11 protein-coding genes and 3 pseudogenes are annotated in these 15161 nt (G+C 61.1%); 7 read left to right on the top strand and 7 right to left on the bottom strand.

The genetic code is table 11. The features are described 5' to 3' along the window. Positions 1-49: 49 nt before the first annotated feature. Positions 50-1524: pseudogene (locus tag ACTG2B_RS02625) on the bottom strand (C69 family dipeptidase). Between the two features lie 472 nt (positions 1525-1996). Between ACTG2B_RS02625 and ACTG2B_RS02630 the strand changes: the two are divergent. Together ACTG2B_RS02630 and ACTG2B_RS02635 are read left to right on the top strand one after the other, a co-directional pair. Next, complete coding sequence (locus ACTG2B_RS02630; RefSeq protein ID WP_033115559.1) at positions 1997-2452, top strand: hypothetical protein; 456 nt, start codon at positions 1997-1999, stop codon at positions 2450-2452. Between the two features lie 143 nt (positions 2453-2595). Then, complete coding sequence (locus ACTG2B_RS02635) at positions 2596-3747, top strand: iron-containing alcohol dehydrogenase (RefSeq protein ID WP_439995157.1); 1152 nt, start codon at positions 2596-2598, stop codon at positions 3745-3747. Between the two features lie 70 nt (positions 3748-3817). Here the strand turns inward: ACTG2B_RS02635 and ACTG2B_RS02640 are convergent, their stop codons facing one another. From ACTG2B_RS02640 to ACTG2B_RS02650, 3 genes are all read right to left on the bottom strand, one after another. Continuing rightward, on the bottom strand, positions 3818-4276 hold the full coding sequence (locus ACTG2B_RS02640) for a methylglyoxal synthase (protein ID WP_005354960.1): 459 nt from the start codon (positions 4274-4276) through the stop codon (positions 3818-3820). Positions 4277-4447: 171 nt separating this feature from the next. Further along, positions 4448-4924, bottom strand: a complete 477-nt coding sequence (gene bfr, locus ACTG2B_RS02645; protein ID WP_005354959.1) for a bacterioferritin — start codon at positions 4922-4924, stop codon at positions 4448-4450. Between the two features lie 144 nt (positions 4925-5068). Further along, positions 5069-5275, bottom strand: a complete 207-nt coding sequence (locus tag ACTG2B_RS02650) for a bacterioferritin-associated ferredoxin (protein WP_005335965.1) — start codon at positions 5273-5275, stop codon at positions 5069-5071. Positions 5276-5411: 136 nt separating this feature from the next. Here ACTG2B_RS02650 and ACTG2B_RS02655 point away from each other — a divergent pair, with 136 nt between their 5' ends. Beyond that, positions 5412-5723 (top strand): HlyU family transcriptional regulator, encoded by a 312-nt coding sequence (locus ACTG2B_RS02655; RefSeq protein WP_107682840.1) that lies wholly within the window; start codon positions 5412-5414, stop codon positions 5721-5723. Continuing rightward, a pseudogene (locus ACTG2B_RS02660) lies at positions 5720-7785 on the top strand (tRNA(Met) cytidine acetyltransferase TmcA). Before ACTG2B_RS02655 ends, ACTG2B_RS02660 begins: the two are co-directional and overlap by 4 nt. Here ACTG2B_RS02660 and ACTG2B_RS02665 read toward each other — a convergent pair. Then, complete coding sequence (locus ACTG2B_RS02665; protein ID WP_439995158.1) at positions 7772-8491, bottom strand: SDR family NAD(P)-dependent oxidoreductase; 720 nt, start codon at positions 8489-8491, stop codon at positions 7772-7774. The pseudogene ACTG2B_RS02660 and the gene ACTG2B_RS02665 overlap by 14 nt on opposite strands. 201 nt (positions 8492-8692) lie before the next feature. Here ACTG2B_RS02665 and ACTG2B_RS02670 point away from each other — a divergent pair, with 201 nt between their 5' ends. From ACTG2B_RS02670 to ACTG2B_RS02680, 3 genes and pseudogenes are all read left to right on the top strand, one after another. Next, positions 8693-9709 carry a chemotaxis protein gene (locus ACTG2B_RS02670; protein WP_005335957.1) on the top strand — a complete coding sequence of 339 codons (1017 nt, stop codon included), beginning with the start codon at positions 8693-8695 and terminating at the stop codon, positions 9707-9709. 228 nt (positions 9710-9937) lie between these two features. Next, positions 9938-10351: pseudogene (locus ACTG2B_RS02675) on the top strand (hypothetical protein); the annotation flags it as partial. 28 nt (positions 10352-10379) lie between these two features. Next, positions 10380-10994, top strand: coding sequence for a superoxide dismutase (locus ACTG2B_RS02680; RefSeq protein WP_439995159.1), 615 nt, complete (start codon positions 10380-10382; stop codon positions 10992-10994). Positions 10995-11078: 84 nt separating this feature from the next. On the opposite strand, the gene ACTG2B_RS02685 is transcribed toward ACTG2B_RS02680, so the two are convergent. Together ACTG2B_RS02685 and ACTG2B_RS02690 are read right to left on the bottom strand one after the other, a co-directional pair. Further along, the gene (locus ACTG2B_RS02685) at positions 11079-12026 is read right to left on the bottom strand and encodes an ElyC/SanA/YdcF family protein (RefSeq protein WP_439995160.1); all 948 of its coding nucleotides are present in this window, start codon (positions 12024-12026) and stop codon (positions 11079-11081) included. A gap of 187 nt (positions 12027-12213) precedes the next feature. After that, the gene (locus tag ACTG2B_RS02690; RefSeq protein ID WP_439995161.1) at positions 12214-14973 is read right to left on the bottom strand and encodes a collagenase; all 2760 of its coding nucleotides are present in this window, start codon (positions 14971-14973) and stop codon (positions 12214-12216) included. Positions 14974-15161: the final 188 nt, after the last annotated feature.

The following is a 15161-nucleotide window of genomic DNA, read 5'->3' on the forward strand; positions in this document are numbered from 1 at the left end:
CTGAAACAAAAGAGGCTCCCGTGGGAGCCTCTTTGCGTTGGCGAGCCGGTCACAGGCTCATGATCTTCTTGAACTCCTCCGGCGAATACTTCTTCTCGCTGCGCTTGGTGAGATCCGTCATCAGCTTGTAGCGCAGATCTTTGGCCATCTGATAGGTCTGCTCCAACTGGCCATAGGAGTAGTCGGCGGCCAGCCCGATGGCGGTGGCCTTGTCGCTGGCGTAGGCCTGCTTCAGGCTCTTGTCGAGCACGGCGACCTCCTTGTAGAGCTTGTTGCTCTCCTTGCTCCAGACGTTTCGCAGCAGCGGCAGGTATTTGTCCGGATCGGCGCTGGCCAGCGCAGTCAGGCTGCGGAACTGCCAGTAGGCAGAGTCATCGGAGTAACTGTCGCTGCCGGTGCGATAGGGCAGGGGATAGTTTTCCAGCGTGTTGTAGAGCGGCACCATCACGGATTCGGCCAGCACGCCGTAGCTCTGCCAGATCAATCCCTGCAGCTCTTTGGGCATCTCCTTGCGCAGCTGGATGACGTGGGATTCCAGCTGGCGCTCGATGCGGATCGGCCGCTCTGCCTTGCCCGCCAGCGGCGTGCCCTCATAGGTGGCGCTCAGCAGTTTGGCTACGTCCGGCACGGCGATGGGGGTATCCGGCTTCATAAAGAGCGGATATTGCGCCTGCCGGGTCGGCTGCGGCTGGCTGGCGGTCAGCATTTTCTGGCCAAGCCACTCCCGATCCACGTTATACGGGTCAGCGATGACCCCGAACGCCTTGGCGAAGTTGAACTCTTTCGGGTCGGCGTTATCCAGCAGTTTGTGTTCGCGTACAAACTCCAGCAGCTTGGGCGAGTGCAGCACATCTGCGCTGTCGAGATTGACGCCGTGGATCCGCAGGCCGTTGGCCACCATGGCGTAGCTGTCGTCCGGCACCCGTACCGCAATCCAGTGGTGGCCGGAGCCGATCTCCATCAGCCAGGCCTCGTTCACATCCGCCAGATAGAGGCTGTTGCCCTCACCGGCGCCATATTGCTCCACATAGCGGCCAAGCAGCTCGACCCCCTCTTTGGCCGTCCTAGCCTGTGGCAGGAGCAGGGTCGGGATGATGGCTTCAATTACTCCCTTCTCGATCAGCGGATCGGCTTTCTGGGCCTTGTCGTTGACCTCGGCACTGGTGGTGGCCGAAATGGCGACGTTGAACTCGTTGATGCCGCGCTCCTCGTAATACTTGCCGTCCGGGTCGCTGGCTGTGGCATCCCAGTCACGAATGGCGGAGTAGGCGAAAAACGCCTTTGGCATCGGAACTTCCAGTCCGTTGCCCAGCTTCCAGACCTTGCCCTCGTTCTGCTGCGCGCGGGCCGGAAGGCGAGGTACTTGTTCCAGTTGTTGACGCCAAAGTCCTCGTTTCTGGCGATCATCACGCTGCCATCGGCACTGGCCCCCTTGCCGACGATAAGGCCGGTACAGGCGTCGGCACTGGTGCCAAGCAGGGTGAGCAGGGTGGCGGAGAGAAGACTCAAGGTGTGTTTTTTCATAGTTATGCCCGAAAGGTTGAGGTGAGTGAGAGTCAGACGAGGGGATGAGGTGTGGAGAGGCCGCAACTCCGAACTGGCAGCGGAGCGAGCACGGCAGATTGGTCTGCCTGTTATTGGTTTTACGAACAGATCATCCATAACACGGCTGGCTGGTTGTGATGTGCGCCAAAATTGCATGCCTCGTTGGTTGTTTGTTTTGTGATCGACGGAGCGTTCCTGCGGTTTATATGGTGCAGCGTTTTTGAGGCAGCGGTATGTGTCGGAAATCGGGGTAAAAGCAGCGGATGAGTCATGATTCTGACGCGGCGTCGGGGCTGTAACCGCTGGCAAGCTTGCCAGCGCGGGGATCTCGCCCAATCTGACAAGTTGGCCTGTAACTTGCTGGTTTTATTGTCAAAGGTGGGGCCAGACCCCATACCGCCGCATTCAGTCGGCCCGCTTCAGCGGGTCGGCACACAGAACGGGAGTCTTCATGGATATCAAACCCTACAGCCAGCAGCTTGCCCAGAGCGCCTCCAACAACCGCGCCCTCGCCACCCTCAACAGTGCCAGTAGCGGCGGGCAGGGTGGTGGCTGGGAGGAGATGGTCAGCCTCTCCACCCAGCGTATGACCGGTCAGGCCCAGCAGGTGCTCACCTATGAACATCTGGCCAAGAACAGCAAGCTGCCGCCGGCGCTCGACATGAGCTCCGACAAGGGGGGCGTGGTGCAGCAGCTGGTGGACAAGGCGCTCGGGTTTGATCGCAAGAAATTCAACGAGATAGAAGACAAACTCAAGGCTATCGCCGACAACAAGAAGCTGACCCCGGAAGAGCGGGCCGAGCAGAGCAAGCCGCTCAACGAGCAGAAAGATGCGATGCTGAAAGAGGCAATGGATCGCCTGACCGGCAAGAAGAGCTCATCCAAAGATGAGGCCAAAACCGCCTGATCCCGTCACTGTTGTGAGAGATGCCCGGTCGGCACAGATGGGCCAGTGTCGACCGCCGATGGGCAAGCTTCTGCCACCTCTTTTGACCTCACCTCCCCACAGGCGCACAATGTCCGCGCATTGAGCCAGTCGAGGAGTCCGCCGTGTACAACTTCCAATACGCCAATCCGACCCGTATCTGTTTCGGCGAGGGGCAGATCGCCAGCCTGCCCGAACTGATCCCGCCCGGCAGCCGGCTGCTGGTGCTCTACGGCGGTGGCAGCATCAAGCAAAACGGCGTCTATGAGCAGCTGACCCGGGCGCTGGAAGGGGTGACGTGGCAAGAGTTTTCCGGCATCGGCGCCAACCCCAGATTCGAGCTGTTGATGGAGGCGGTGGCGCAGGTGAAGCGCGAGCGCATCGACTTTCTGCTGGCGGTCGGTGGCGGCTCGGTAGTCGATGGCACCAAGTTTGTCGCGGCGGCCGCCTGCTACGAGGGGGATGATCCCTGGGATATCTGTGGCAAGCAGGCGAGTGTACACAAGGCGCTGCCGATGGGCTGCGTGCTGACCCTGCCAGCCACCGGCTCCGAGAGCAATCCCACCTCGGTGGTGAGCCGGGGGGATGTGAAGATCTCCTTCAGAAGCCCGCTGGTGCAGCCGCAGTTTGCGGTGCTCGACCCGGCGACCACCTACAGTCTGCCGCCGCGCCAGACCGGTAACGGAGTGGTGGATGCCTTCGTCCATATTGCCGAGCAGTACCTCACCTTTCCGGTGGGAGGCGAGGTACAGGATCGGCTGGCGGAAGGTTTGCTGCAGGTGCTGGTGGAGAACGGCCCCAAAGCGCTGGCGGAGCCGACCAACTATCAGGTGCGGGCCAATCTGATGTGGGCGGCCAGTCTGGCGCTCAACGGCCTTATCGGTTGCGGGGTGCCGCAGGATTGGTCCTCTCACGCCATCGGTCATCAGCTGACGGCGCTTTACGGGCTGGATCACGGCCAGAGTCTGGCGGTGGTGCTCCCCTCACTGCTGCGTGAGCGGGCGAGCCAGAAGCAGGACAAGCTGGCCCAGTTTGCCGAGCGGGTGTGGCATTCGACCCGCGAGGACAAGGCCCTGCGCATCGAGGAGGCGATTATCCGCACCGAGCAGTTCTTCCAGAAGATGGGACTGGGGACCCGGCTTGCCGACTATGGCCTCAGCGAAAGCTGCATTCCGGCGGTCTGCTCTAACCTCAAGCGGGTGGGGCGCACCGCACTTGGGGAGCTGCAGAATATCGATCCGGATCGGGTGGCGCGCATTCTCGCCCGGGCGCTATAAGCCGGCATCGGTTTGTTTCCTAATAAAGAGGGCCGCTTGTTGCGGCCCTCTTGCATGACGGGTTAGCCGATCACTCGGTACGTGCCTTCAGATAACCGGCGTAATCCGGGATCTGCACGCTGAACGCTTGCCGCATATGGGGGCTGTCCATGATGAAATCGGCGGTTGCCTCGTTGGTGGCGACTGGGATGTTCCAGACTGCCGCGAGGCGCAGCAGCGCCTTCACGTCCGGATCGTGGGGCACCGCATTGAGGGGATCCCAGAAGAAGATCAGCACGTCGATCTTCCCTTCGGCGATCAGGGCGCCGAGCTGCTGGTCGCCCCCCATCGGGCCGGAGAAGAGGCAGGTGATGGGCAGTTGCGCCTGCTTGCCGAGCATGGTGCCGGTGGTGCCGGTCGCATAGAGGTGGTGGAGCTTGAGCTCCTCCTTGCGGCGCATCACCCAGTTCAGCAGAGGGGTCTTCATGTTGTCGTGAGCCACCAGAGCCACCCGTTTGTGGGGCGCCATCTCGCGTGCAATCTGTTCCATGGAAATTGTCCGTAGCATTGTTATTGGCAGAGAGCCGTATCCTAATCGAAAGCCATGACAGATGCTGTGTCGGGCGTATTAACTGTGATCCTGTCTAAAAGTTTTCGGGTCATGGCTGCTCAAATGAAGAGACCCGCGCTGGCGGGTCTCTTTGCTTGCTGGCCTGCTGGCTCAGGAGCCGTGGTGCAGTTGCGACTGCTGGTAGTTCTCCAGCCCGATGCGATCGATAAGGTCGAGCTGGGTCTCCAGCCAGTCCACATGTTCCTCTTCATCCTCCAGGATCTCCTGGAACAGGTCGCGGCTGATGTAGTCCTGCACCGACTCGGCATAGGCGATGGCTACCTTGAGGTCGGGGATGGCATCCATCTCCAGCGAGAGGTCGCAGCGCAGCATCTCTTCCACCGTTTCACCGATACGCAGCTTGCCCAGATCCTGCAAATTGGGCAGCCCTTCGAGAAACAGCACGCGCTTGACCAGCTCGTCGGCGTGTTTCATCTCATCGATAGACTCGTGATACTCCTTGTGCCCGAGCGCCTTGAGGCCCCAGTCATCGTAGATGCGGGCGTGCAGGAAGTATTGGTTGATGGCAATCAGCTCATTGGCCAGCACCTTGTTGAGGTGGGCAATGATCTTGGGATCTCCTTTCATCGACAGTGCTCCTTGGTTCGTGCCTGAGGCTCCGATCGTTAGAGCTTAGTCCAGAAAAGTGACAACAAGAGGTCTGGCGAGCCAGCTCGCCTGAGAAAAGGGGTGACCCTGTTGGCGGGTCGCATCAGAAAAGAGGTGTCAGGATCAGGCCACTTCGTAGTAGAGCACGGGTTGCTCCTGCTCCATCTTGTCGAGCTCGGCTGCAATGATCTCCATGGTCATGCGCACGCATTTGCCACATTGGGCGCCCACCTCGAGCGACTGCTTGAGCTGGCGGAATTCGCTTTTACCTGACTGCACCGCTTTGCGGATCTGGGTATCTGTGATGCCGCGGCACAAACAGACGTACATGATGGTCACCTCTTGTGGAATGAGATGAAATCTAAATGAGAATGGTTCGTAGTGCAAATAACCATTGGTAATAAGATCCCCTGCTTGCCACTGTGCAACCCCTTGGGGACAATGCTGGCAACCAGAGGAGATCACCATGCTCAAGAAACTGTTCAGCGCCCTGTTCGGGGGCGAGCCGACCAAGGCGCCGGAAGTCACACCCACCGAATATGCCGGCTATCTCATCTATCCGGAGCCCATGGCCGAAGGTGGCCAGTATCGGCTGGCGGGCCGCATCACCAAGGAGCTGGACGGCGTGCTGCAAACCCACCGTTTCATCCGCTCCGATCTGTTTGCCAATCCGGCCGATGCCGAGCGTTTCATGGTGCAGAAGGCCCACACCTTTATCGATCAGATGGGAGAGCGCATGTTCGAGCCCCGCAAACCGGCTGACAGCCAGGCTTCATGACGCCGCAAGAGCTCAACAGCCTGCGCGAGGCGTTGGCCCGCGCCGGTGAGCGGCGCCTGATCTGGCTGGAGGGGGAGGAGGCCGTGTGTATTGCCCGCGCCCAATCCCTGCTCGGCGAGACCGTCTTCTGGCTGGGTGCCGGGCCCGAGAGTTATGCCCCGCAACCCGCTGCCAAGGCGCTGCAGCGGCTCGGTCAGGAGTGCGACACGCTGGTATTCAACGCCTTCAGCGGCTTTCACCCCGATGCCTTCGGGGCGCTGGCAGGCACTCTATGCGCCGGTGGCTTGCTGTTGCTGCTGACGCCGCCAAGAGTAGAGTGGCCTGCATGGCCGGATCCTGACCGGATCCGGCTGGTGGCCCAGCCGGAAGAGGCGAGCCGGGCCGGCCACGGCTTTATCGCCCGACTGGTGCGGTTGCTGGAAGGTGATCCACCCCTCTTTCTGGAGCCGCCAGTTTGCTCGCAGCCGTGGCAACCGATTGGGCCGGAGCGCAGGCTGAGCAGCGATCAGGCACGGGCGCTGCCCGCCATCCACAAGGTGTTGCACGGCCATCGTCGTCGGCCGCTGGTGCTGAGCGCCGACCGCGGCCGTGGCAAGAGTGCGCTGCTGGGGCTGGCTGCCGCCGAGCTGCTGCGCCAGCAGCCAGGGCTAAACATAGTGGTGACGGCCCCCTCGCAGGCAACGGTAGCGACCCTGTTTGCCCACGCCGCTCGTGGGCTAGATACCACGCCGGAACAGCTGACCGGACTGAGCTACTGCTCGCCAGATCGGCTGGTGCACGAGGCGATGAATCCCGATCTGCTGCTGGTGGATGAAGCGGCCGCCATTCCGACCCCGCTGCTCGAAGCCATGTTGGCCTGCTACAGCCGCATCGTGTTTGCCACCACCGAGCACGGTTACGAGGGGACGGGGCGCGGTTTTCACCTGCGCTTCAAACGGGTGCTCGATAGCCAGACCCCTGAGTGGCAGGAGATCCACCTCTCTGAGCCCATTCGCTGGAGTGGGCGCGATCCGCTGGAGCCGCTGATTTTCCGCCTGCTCGGCCTCAATGCCGAAGTCGCAATGCCCTTGCCGCCGACCAGCCCGAGCTGGCGTCTGGTCAGTCAAGAGGAGCTGGCGAGCGACGAGGCGCTGCTCAACCAGCTCTTTGGCCTGCTGGTGCTGGCTCACTACCAGACCACGCCGAGCGATCTCAGGTCCCTGCTGGAGAGCCCGGATCTCGATATCCATCTGCTGGAGCAGGACGAGAGCCTGCTGGGTGTGGCCTTGGTGGCGCGGGAAGGGGAGATAGAGCCCGAGCTGGCCGAGGCGATCTGGGCCGGGCGCCGCCGTCCGCGCGGCCATCTGCTGCCCCAGTCGCTGCTGGCCCACGCCGGTTTCAAAACGGCGGGGGGCGCAGCTACGCCCGGGTGATGCGTATCGCCATCCATCCCGAGCTACACCGCCACGGGTTGGGGTCGCTACTGCTTGGCAGGCTTGAAGAACATTATCGTCAGGCGGGGATCGATTACCTCGGTTCTGCCTTTTCGGCTAGCGCCGACCTGCTCCCTTTCTGGCGCAAGGCCGGGCTGGAGGTGCTGCGCATCGGCCTGCAACGGGATGCCGCCAGCGGCTGCCATGCAGCCCTGCTGCTCAAAGCGCTGAAACCCGAACATGAGATCGAGTTGAATCAATGGCAGCAGCGTTTTGTACGCCAGCTGCCGACCCTGCTGGCGGGTGAGTTGAGCGCGTTGGATCCCGAGTTGGTATGGCAATGTCTGCAAGGCAGCACCGTCATCGCAGCGGAGCTTGGCGAGTTCGAGCGCGATGAGGTTGAGTGCTTTGCCCTGCATCACAAGCCCTTCGAACTGAGCCAATCCAGCTTGCAGCTGTGGCTGGCGCGCCATCTGGCTGTGCTGGGTTCACTGACTCCTGAAGAGCGTTATCTGCTGATCGCAGCCATCTGGCAATATTCCGACTGGGGGGCGCTGGCCGCGAGGTTGCAACTGGCAGGCAAGCCCGCCGTGATCAAGAGTTTGCGGGCGCTGCTAGCGCGTCTCTCGAGTTCCTCTACCACTCGATAGGTTTGCCCTGCCAGTCGAGAAAGCTCAGCTCGCCATCTGGTTGCAGCCGGTTCATCAGGTTAATCAGATGGTCGGCTACCAGCTCGGGACTCTGCACATTTCCCGCCGGTACATTGGCGTGAAACGGGCGGGAGAGTTGGGTATCCACTGTGCCGGGATGAAAGGCCAGCAATTTGACGCCGGGAGCCCGCCGGGCCAGCTCGATGGCGGCACACTTGAGCAGCATGTTGAGGGCGGCCTTGGATGCGCGATAGCCATACCAGCCGCCCGCTCGGTTGTCGCCAATGCTGCCGACCCGAGCGCTGAGAACGGCCAGAGTGCAAGGCTCGCGGCCAAACAGCAGTAACAACTGGCTGATCCAGCGCAGCGGCAGCAGTGCGTTGGTCTGGTAGAGGCGGGTCATGGCATCCAGATTGATTGCTTCGAGTCGCTTCTCTGGCTGGATTTCCCCCTGATGTAGGATGCCGTTGCAGATCACCACCCTGTGCGGTCTCGGTGCCAACTCCGCGATGCGGGCCACCACTTCTGTCATTTGCTCATCGCTGTAATCGCAACATAGCCAGTGCAGACCCGGCGATGAGAAGCCAGCAGGTGCGGGCTGACGGCTGATGGCAATCACTGGCCCGACACCCGCCGCCAACCAGTGTGTCACCAGAGCCGCCCCGATACCGCCAGAAGCGCCAATCACGACTATGCCTTCACTCATCTCAGGCTCCTTGTGAGTACATGATGGATTTCACCATCCGCCAATGTTGTCCTGATTGGCAGATACGATCCCGCCAGCCTGCGGGATCAAGCGGTTAACGATGCAATCTTGCCGAGATCCGAGCCGTTGGATGAATTCCATTCCTATACTGAGGGAAAACCGCAGCGGTCTGCTGCCCGCGCAACCAGAATGAGAGTCACCATGATGTCCAAAGATGGGGAAGAGCGTAAATCTATCCTGACCGAAAGTGGCACCAACGAGCTTGAGATCATCGAGTTTCACCTCAAGAAGCAGCTACCGGACGGTCGTGAAAAAACCGCTTATTACGGGATCAACGTCGCCAAGGTGCGCGAGGTGATCCGGGTGCCGGAAACCACAGATTACCCCAATGCCCAGCGCCATATGGTGGGGGTCTTCTCCCTGCGGGATCGCCTCATCCCGCTGGTGGATCTGGCGGGCTGGCTCGGCATCAAGACCAACCCGGACCCCAGCCACAAGGTGGTGATCGTCACCGACTTCAACAAGATGGCCAACGGCTTCCTGATCGATAGCGTCAGCAGGATCCATCGGGTCTCCTGGGAGGATGTGGAGTCCCCCAGCCAGTTTCTGGAGGCGGGGGAGAACGACTGCGTGGTGGCCGTGGTCAGGCGCGATGGCAACCTCATCATGATCCTCGATTTCGAGAAGATCATCGCCGACATCAATCCCGAACTCAGCATGGAGAAGTACGACGTCACCCAGGATCGCAAGGTGCTCATCGACGATCGCATGATGGCGCTGCGTCAGGGCAAGACCATTCTGGTGGTGGACGACTCGGCCTTTATCCGCAAGATGATCGAGACCACCCTGCGCACCGCTGGCTACAACGTGATCACGGCCAAGGACGGCGGCGAGGGACTGGAGATGATGACGGATTTCGATCGTCTGGCCCAGGAGGAGAGAATGCCGGTGACCGGTTTCGTCAATGCGGTGATCACCGATGTGGAGATGCCGCGCATGGATGGTATGCACCTGCTCAAGCGGCTGCGGGACACCCCCTCCTACAAGGAGATGCCCATCGTGATGTTCTCCTCCCTGATGAGCGATGACAACCGCCAGAAAGCGCTGCAACTGGGGGCCAACGATACCATCACCAAGCCCGAGATAGGGCGCATGGTGGGGATGATGGACCATATGCTGCTGGGGATCGCCCCGCCTTCGCCCGCCAACAACATCTGACCTGCCGTTAACTTCCAATTAGCCGGTCGAATCCACTGACCGGTGCCTCAAGCGGCCACTCCTTGCCAAGGGGTGGCCGCGCGGTTTTGGCTGTTTGCTGAGATCCCGACGCCCCTTGTCTCCCGGATATGATTCATGTAATGATAATTATTATCATTTATTGGTATGAAGCATATGACAGCAACCTGGGTGAAGGGGTGGGTCGAGTCGACCGAAGGTGGCAGCAGCATGAGTCACTGGAAACAGCAGACCAGAGAGGGCAACCGGCTGTTTGACTGCGGCGAGTATCATCAGGCGCTAGCTCATTATCAGCAGGCGCTCTGGCTGGCTCGTCAGCAGTTGGTGCAGTGGTATGACGCCGATGAGGCGGTGGCGGCGCTGGTTGTGGCTCACCACAATCTGGCGGATCTGCTGGTGGCCATGACTCTGCCCGATCGCGCCGCCGACCTGCTCTGCTATGTGCACGACTGCCTGCTGGCGACCTGTCACTCCCCCGCTTGCTCCTCTCGCCTGCGAGAGGCTGCTTTGCGCCATACCCGCACAACCCGTGCCGAGTTGCTGACGTTCGTACAGCGCCACGGCAGCCACGCCGGGATCATGCGTTCGCTCGGTCACTGCCTGTGTCAGAGCGGCCCTCATCCCGGCTCCATTAATCCGAACAGAGGTCATCATGAGCCATACCCTGCCAGCCCTGAACTATGCCTACGACGCACTGGAACCCCATATCGATGCCCTGACCATGGAGATCCATCACAGCCGTCATCACCAGACCTATATCAACAACCTCAACGCCGCGCTGGAAGGGTCACCAGAGCTGGCTGCACTGCCAGTAGAGGAGTTGCTGCGTTGCTTCGATACTCTGCCTGCTCCCTTGCAGGGGGCGGTACGCAACCATGGCGGCGGCCATGCCAACCACTCCCTGTTCTGGCTGGTGATGAGCCCGCAGGGGGGCGGTGAGCCGGGTGGTGAGCTGGCTCTGGCTATCGAGCGGGAATTGGGGGGATTCGATGCCTTCAAGCAGGCCTTCACTCAGACGGCTCTGAGCCGCTTTGGCAGCGGCTGGGCCTGGCTGGTGGTGGACAAGGCGGGCAGATTGCAGGTGGAGAGCAGTGCCAACCAGGATAGTCCCCTGATGCATGGCCATACCCCGATCCTGGGGCTGGATGTGTGGGAGCACGCCTACTATCTCAAGTACCAGAACAAGCGTCCTGACTATATCGCTGCCTTCTATCAGGTGGTGGATTGGGCCGAAGTGGCCCGCCGTTATCAAGCGGCTAGAGGCTGACTTGGTCGCTGGGAATGGGTGTACAGGCTCACCGCCACAACCCGCGCTGTAATACCAAGACCCGCCAGTTGGCGGGTCGTCTGTTTATGGTGTGGCGGTGCTGACGCTGGCGGCTGAAGGGGCCACCTGCAATGTGGGCAAGGCTGCGCTGGGCATCTCGGCGGCGGTTTCTGCCGCGGATTTGGCGGGAGTGACCTGTTCAGTCGTTGCCGCAGCGGATAAAGCTAGCGTGACTTGTTCAGTCACGGCCGAGGAAGATGGAGTAGCTGACTCGGTGGCAACCGCGGCAGAGACTGCCGCTTGCTTGGCCTCATCCACCGCCGGTTTGGGCTGTTTGAGGCAGGGTTGCAGGCTGCCGATGGTGCTCAGTGACTGGCAAGGCACAGGCAGGCCGATGGGGACTGGTGCCCCGAGGAACTTGGGCCCCTTGTCCAGTACATAGAGGTCGAGCAACCCCATCAGGCGGGCAAAGACTTCCCGCACCCGGGTGCGGATCCCCTGATAGGCGCTGGGATCCTCGGCATTGAAGCCGACCGCATCGATACCGAAATGGCGGGCGATGAAAATGGCCCGCTCGTTATGAAAGCCCTGGGAGACCACGGTAAAGCGCTCCTGGCCGAACACCTCTTTGGCGCGAACCACTGAGTCGAGGGTGCGGAATCCGGCGAAATCCATATAGATGGCGGAGGCGGGGATGCCCGCCTTGATCAGGGCGCGGCGCATCTGGCGTGGCTCGTTGTACTGCACTGTGGCGTTGTCACCGGAGACGATGATGAAGTCCACCTTGGCATTGTTATAGAGTTCGGCCGCCGCCTTGATACGGTATTTGAAGTAGTGGTTGGGGCCGCCACCGGAGAGATATTTGGAGGTACCCAGCACCACCGCAACCCGGTTGTAGGGCACCTTGTCCACCTGATCGTAGGTGTAGTGACGGGCATCCGAGACGATCCACTCGCTGTAGCCCAGCAGCATGGCAATCAGGGCCAGCAGCAAAACGAGGCAGGCGAGGAGGATCTTGGCAAACTTCTTCATGCGCGGTGCGGTCAGGGTCTGAAGTTGGGAGTGGCTATCGGCATTCTATTACAACTCGGCCGCTGGCGTCAGGCTTGATAACGGGCGGGCACCTCATTCGGGCAGAGGTTGTCGCAGCAGAGGCCGGGAGAGCGGGAGGATAAAGCGAGGGGCTGCGGTGGCAGCCCCTCTGGTCGGTGAAGGTTTATCAGTGGGCGGAGTCGTTACCCTTGCAGGCGTCTGACTCCTTGTTGGCTTGCCACCAGGGCAGCAGATCTCGGGCGAGCCACGCCTGATAGGCGTCGCTGTCGTTGGCGATCAGCCGGTCCAGCTCCCCTTCGAAGTCGCTCATCGCCTGCTGCCGATCCGGATTGCGCAGCGCCTGTGCCAGCGCCAGCCAGCTGGCGCCGCGACCGGTATCGTTGAGGAAGCGGTGCACGGTATAGGACCAGGAGTAGACCATCTCGCCACCCTGGTCGTAGTCAAGGTGGAGGATCGCCGCCAGTGTCGGACGCTGGTTGGCGGGGCGGTTTGCCACGTTATCCAGACCACGGGCAAAGCACTGGCCGTGGGCGATGTACTCTGCAATCCCCTCGGCCCACCAGGTAGTGCGGTTGAGCGGATAGTGGCCGAAACTGCCGTACTGGTTGAAGCGGCCATCCAGATAGTGAACGTACTCGTGGCGCAGGTTCCACACCTGGAAGGCAGGGCGTTTCCACTCCGCCTCATAGGCGAAGAAGCGGGCCTGATTGCCGGGGCGAGCCGGATCCCCCTCAATATAGATGCCGCCATTGTCGGTGGAGACACCAAACAGCGCGCTGCCGTAGCGGCCCCAGTCGGCGGAGGAGTTGAAGATCACCAGCTCCAGCGCCTCGTTGTGATCATCGGCCACCGGTTGCCAGCCTGTCTCCATCTGCTGGTGGAAGCGCTGCTCCTCGTCACCCAGCTCGCGGCAGATCCCTTCGGCCTGAGACTGGGTCAGATCCTGGGCGCGCAGACGCAGGGTGGGCGAGCAGGTGTGCTCGAACGGCAGAATATCTTCCATGCGGATCGGGGTACAAAGCCCGGCGAACTCGCCACTGATACAGGCTTCGCTGGTGCGATCCGTGTAGGTGAGGTAGTAGCTGGAGAGGGTCAGGGATACCTCTTCCAACATGGCGGCCGGATGTTGGCCACCCGGGATCAGCCCCTGCTGGCGCATGATGGCGATGACATCGCGATCCAGCTGTTGGCGATAGGCGATCGCCTTATCCGGGCTGGTGTGATGGAGGTAGCGCATCATCTGGTAGAGGCGGCTGTGGGCATCGAGGATGTTGTTGAAGATAAACAGATCCCGTGAGCCATCGCGCTGTTTCCAGAGGGCCAGCTCGCTCAGGCCCAGTTGCAGCAGGCTCTGGCGCAATGCCGCTTCCTGTTGCAGCACAGCTGCGCTGAAGTCGGCCTGTTGACCGTAAGAGGCGCTCTGATCGACCAGATTGAGCAGCTCGAACAGGCCATCGGCCCAGGGTTTGTGGCCATTGATCTGTGCCGCATGTTGCACCGCATAGCCGAGCGCCTGGTTAAGCTGGGCCAGCATGGGGGCGGCACTCTGGCGGAAGGCGGCTTGGCCAAGTTGGCCCTGCGCTGCCACGCTCCAGGCTTCCAGCACTGTGCCAGCCTGATCCTGTGGTTCAGCTCCCAGCAGCAATGGGTGGTTGAGCAGATCAATCATCACCCCGGCCAGAGCCCGGGCGGCCTGATCACTCTCTTTGCCAACGCCGCCATGGTAGTTGTGGGCGCGCACATAGTAGAGCAGCTTGTCCATTGCCGGATGGGTCGGCTGGTTGGCCGCCAGCAGAGCACGCATGCCGCGCACCACCGCCATCAGCTTGGCGTCATCGTGGCCGTAATCCGCCTGCCAAGCAGGGCTGTTCTGGCCGCTCACGTCGGCCACCAGTTTGGCGGCATCGCTGTCGAGCAGATCCACATCGGGCTGCTCTGGCTCGGAGCAGAGACGACCGTTGGCGCGGCGGCACTCCAGCTGCTCCTCCTTGCTGGCCAGCACGATGGGGCGATTGAGCACCCGACTCTCCTGCCACGCTTTGCTCTCTGGCAGGGGTTGCCACTCGCCGCCTGCGACCGGGTATTGGTAGCCGCTATCTTGCAGCGTTACCTGAACCTCGCTGCCAGCGGGGATCACCTGACGGCAGATGCGATAGCGGATGGTGTTGCTCCCCTCCTTGCGCTCCTGCGGCTCATCACACTCCTGCTGAGGCGTGAGCTGATCCAGCTGCCACTGATAGCGGCGCCAGACGTGGATCTCGCTGACCTGAGCAGCTGCCTGACTGCCTGCCACTGGCTGCAGACGGAAAAAGATCTGCTCCAACCGGCCATCCCGCTCACTCGGGGTCTCTTCAAGTACCTGCAACTGCTGCCAATCCTGCGGCTGATAGTGCCACTCCGACTCGGCGCAGCGGCCCTGTGCGTTGAGTTCGCAGCGATCCAGCTCCCTTTCGCTCTGACCCAGGATGATGGCTTGTGGCAGTGGCAGACGATCCTGCCGTTGGGCGGTCGGCGTGCCCGCCAGTTGCTCCCAGCGACCCTGCTTGAGGCCATAACCGAAGTCATAACTGCTGGCGGGGATGAGCTTGCCCGCAGGAATCCGATCTTCACAGCGCACGAAGCGGATCTGCCAGCCCGCATCTACCTTGAGCTGCGGCTCGCCACACTGCTGTTCGGCCAGTGCAGCGAGATCGCTGCTCTGCCAGTCGAAGCGGCGGTAGACCCTAAGCTGCTGATAGGGTGCATTGCTGCTGCGCGCCTTGAGCTCGTAGGTGATCTCGGTGATGCGAGCGGCCAGTTGCCGGCTCGATTCGCCAGTCAGCTGATACTGTCGCCAGTCATTGGGGGAGTAGTTGGCTTGCGCCGAGGATGTAGCCAAAAGCAGGGGGCCTGCCAGCAGCAGCCACCCGGTACCTGAACGGTTCATTTTTATCCCTTTGTTGTTGTTTGTGTATTGTCTTGCGAGTAATCGCAAGGCAATTTAAACAGTTCCAAAGGGATATCAATTGCCAATTAAAAATCAGATAAATCAATAAGATGGTGGCTTTTTGAGTCTGATCGAATTATCGTGGGTTGGCGCCGCAGTGAGGACTCACATGTTTCTTTTTTTGTTTT

Origin of the sequence: Aeromonas sp. 30P, assembly GCF_051919805.1 — a bacterium.
In the GTDB taxonomy this organism is placed as follows: domain Bacteria; phylum Pseudomonadota; class Gammaproteobacteria; order Enterobacterales; family Aeromonadaceae; genus Aeromonas; species Aeromonas veronii.

Bases quoted from the DNA above. Each gene is read 5' to 3' on its own strand.
- ACTG2B_RS02630 (WP_033115559.1), top strand. From the start codon at position 1,997: ATGGATATCAAACCCTACAGCCAGCAGCTTGCCCAGAGCGCCTCCAAC.
- ACTG2B_RS02640 (WP_005354960.1), bottom strand. From the start codon at position 4,276: ATGGAACAGATTGCACGCGAGATGGCGCCCCACAAACGGGTGGCTCTG.
- bfr (WP_005354959.1), bottom strand. From the start codon at position 4,924: ATGAAAGGAGATCCCAAGATCATTGCCCACCTCAACAAGGTGCTGGCC.
- ACTG2B_RS02650 (WP_005335965.1), bottom strand. From the start codon at position 5,275: ATGTACGTCTGTTTGTGCCGCGGCATCACAGATACCCAGATCCGCAAA.
- ACTG2B_RS02655 (WP_107682840.1), top strand. From the start codon at position 5,412: ATGCTCAAGAAACTGTTCAGCGCCCTGTTCGGGGGCGAGCCGACCAAG.
- ACTG2B_RS02665 (WP_439995158.1), bottom strand. From the start codon at position 8,491: ATGAGTGAAGGCATAGTCGTGATTGGCGCTTCTGGCGGTATCGGGGCG.
- ACTG2B_RS02670 (WP_005335957.1), top strand. From the start codon at position 8,693: ATGATGTCCAAAGATGGGGAAGAGCGTAAATCTATCCTGACCGAAAGT.
- ACTG2B_RS02680 (WP_439995159.1), top strand. From the start codon at position 10,380: ATGAGCCATACCCTGCCAGCCCTGAACTATGCCTACGACGCACTGGAA.
- ACTG2B_RS02685 (WP_439995160.1), bottom strand. From the start codon at position 12,026: ATGAAGAAGTTTGCCAAGATCCTCCTCGCCTGCCTCGTTTTGCTGCTG.
- ACTG2B_RS02690 (WP_439995161.1), bottom strand. From the start codon at position 14,973: ATGAACCGTTCAGGTACCGGGTGGCTGCTGCTGGCAGGCCCCCTGCTT.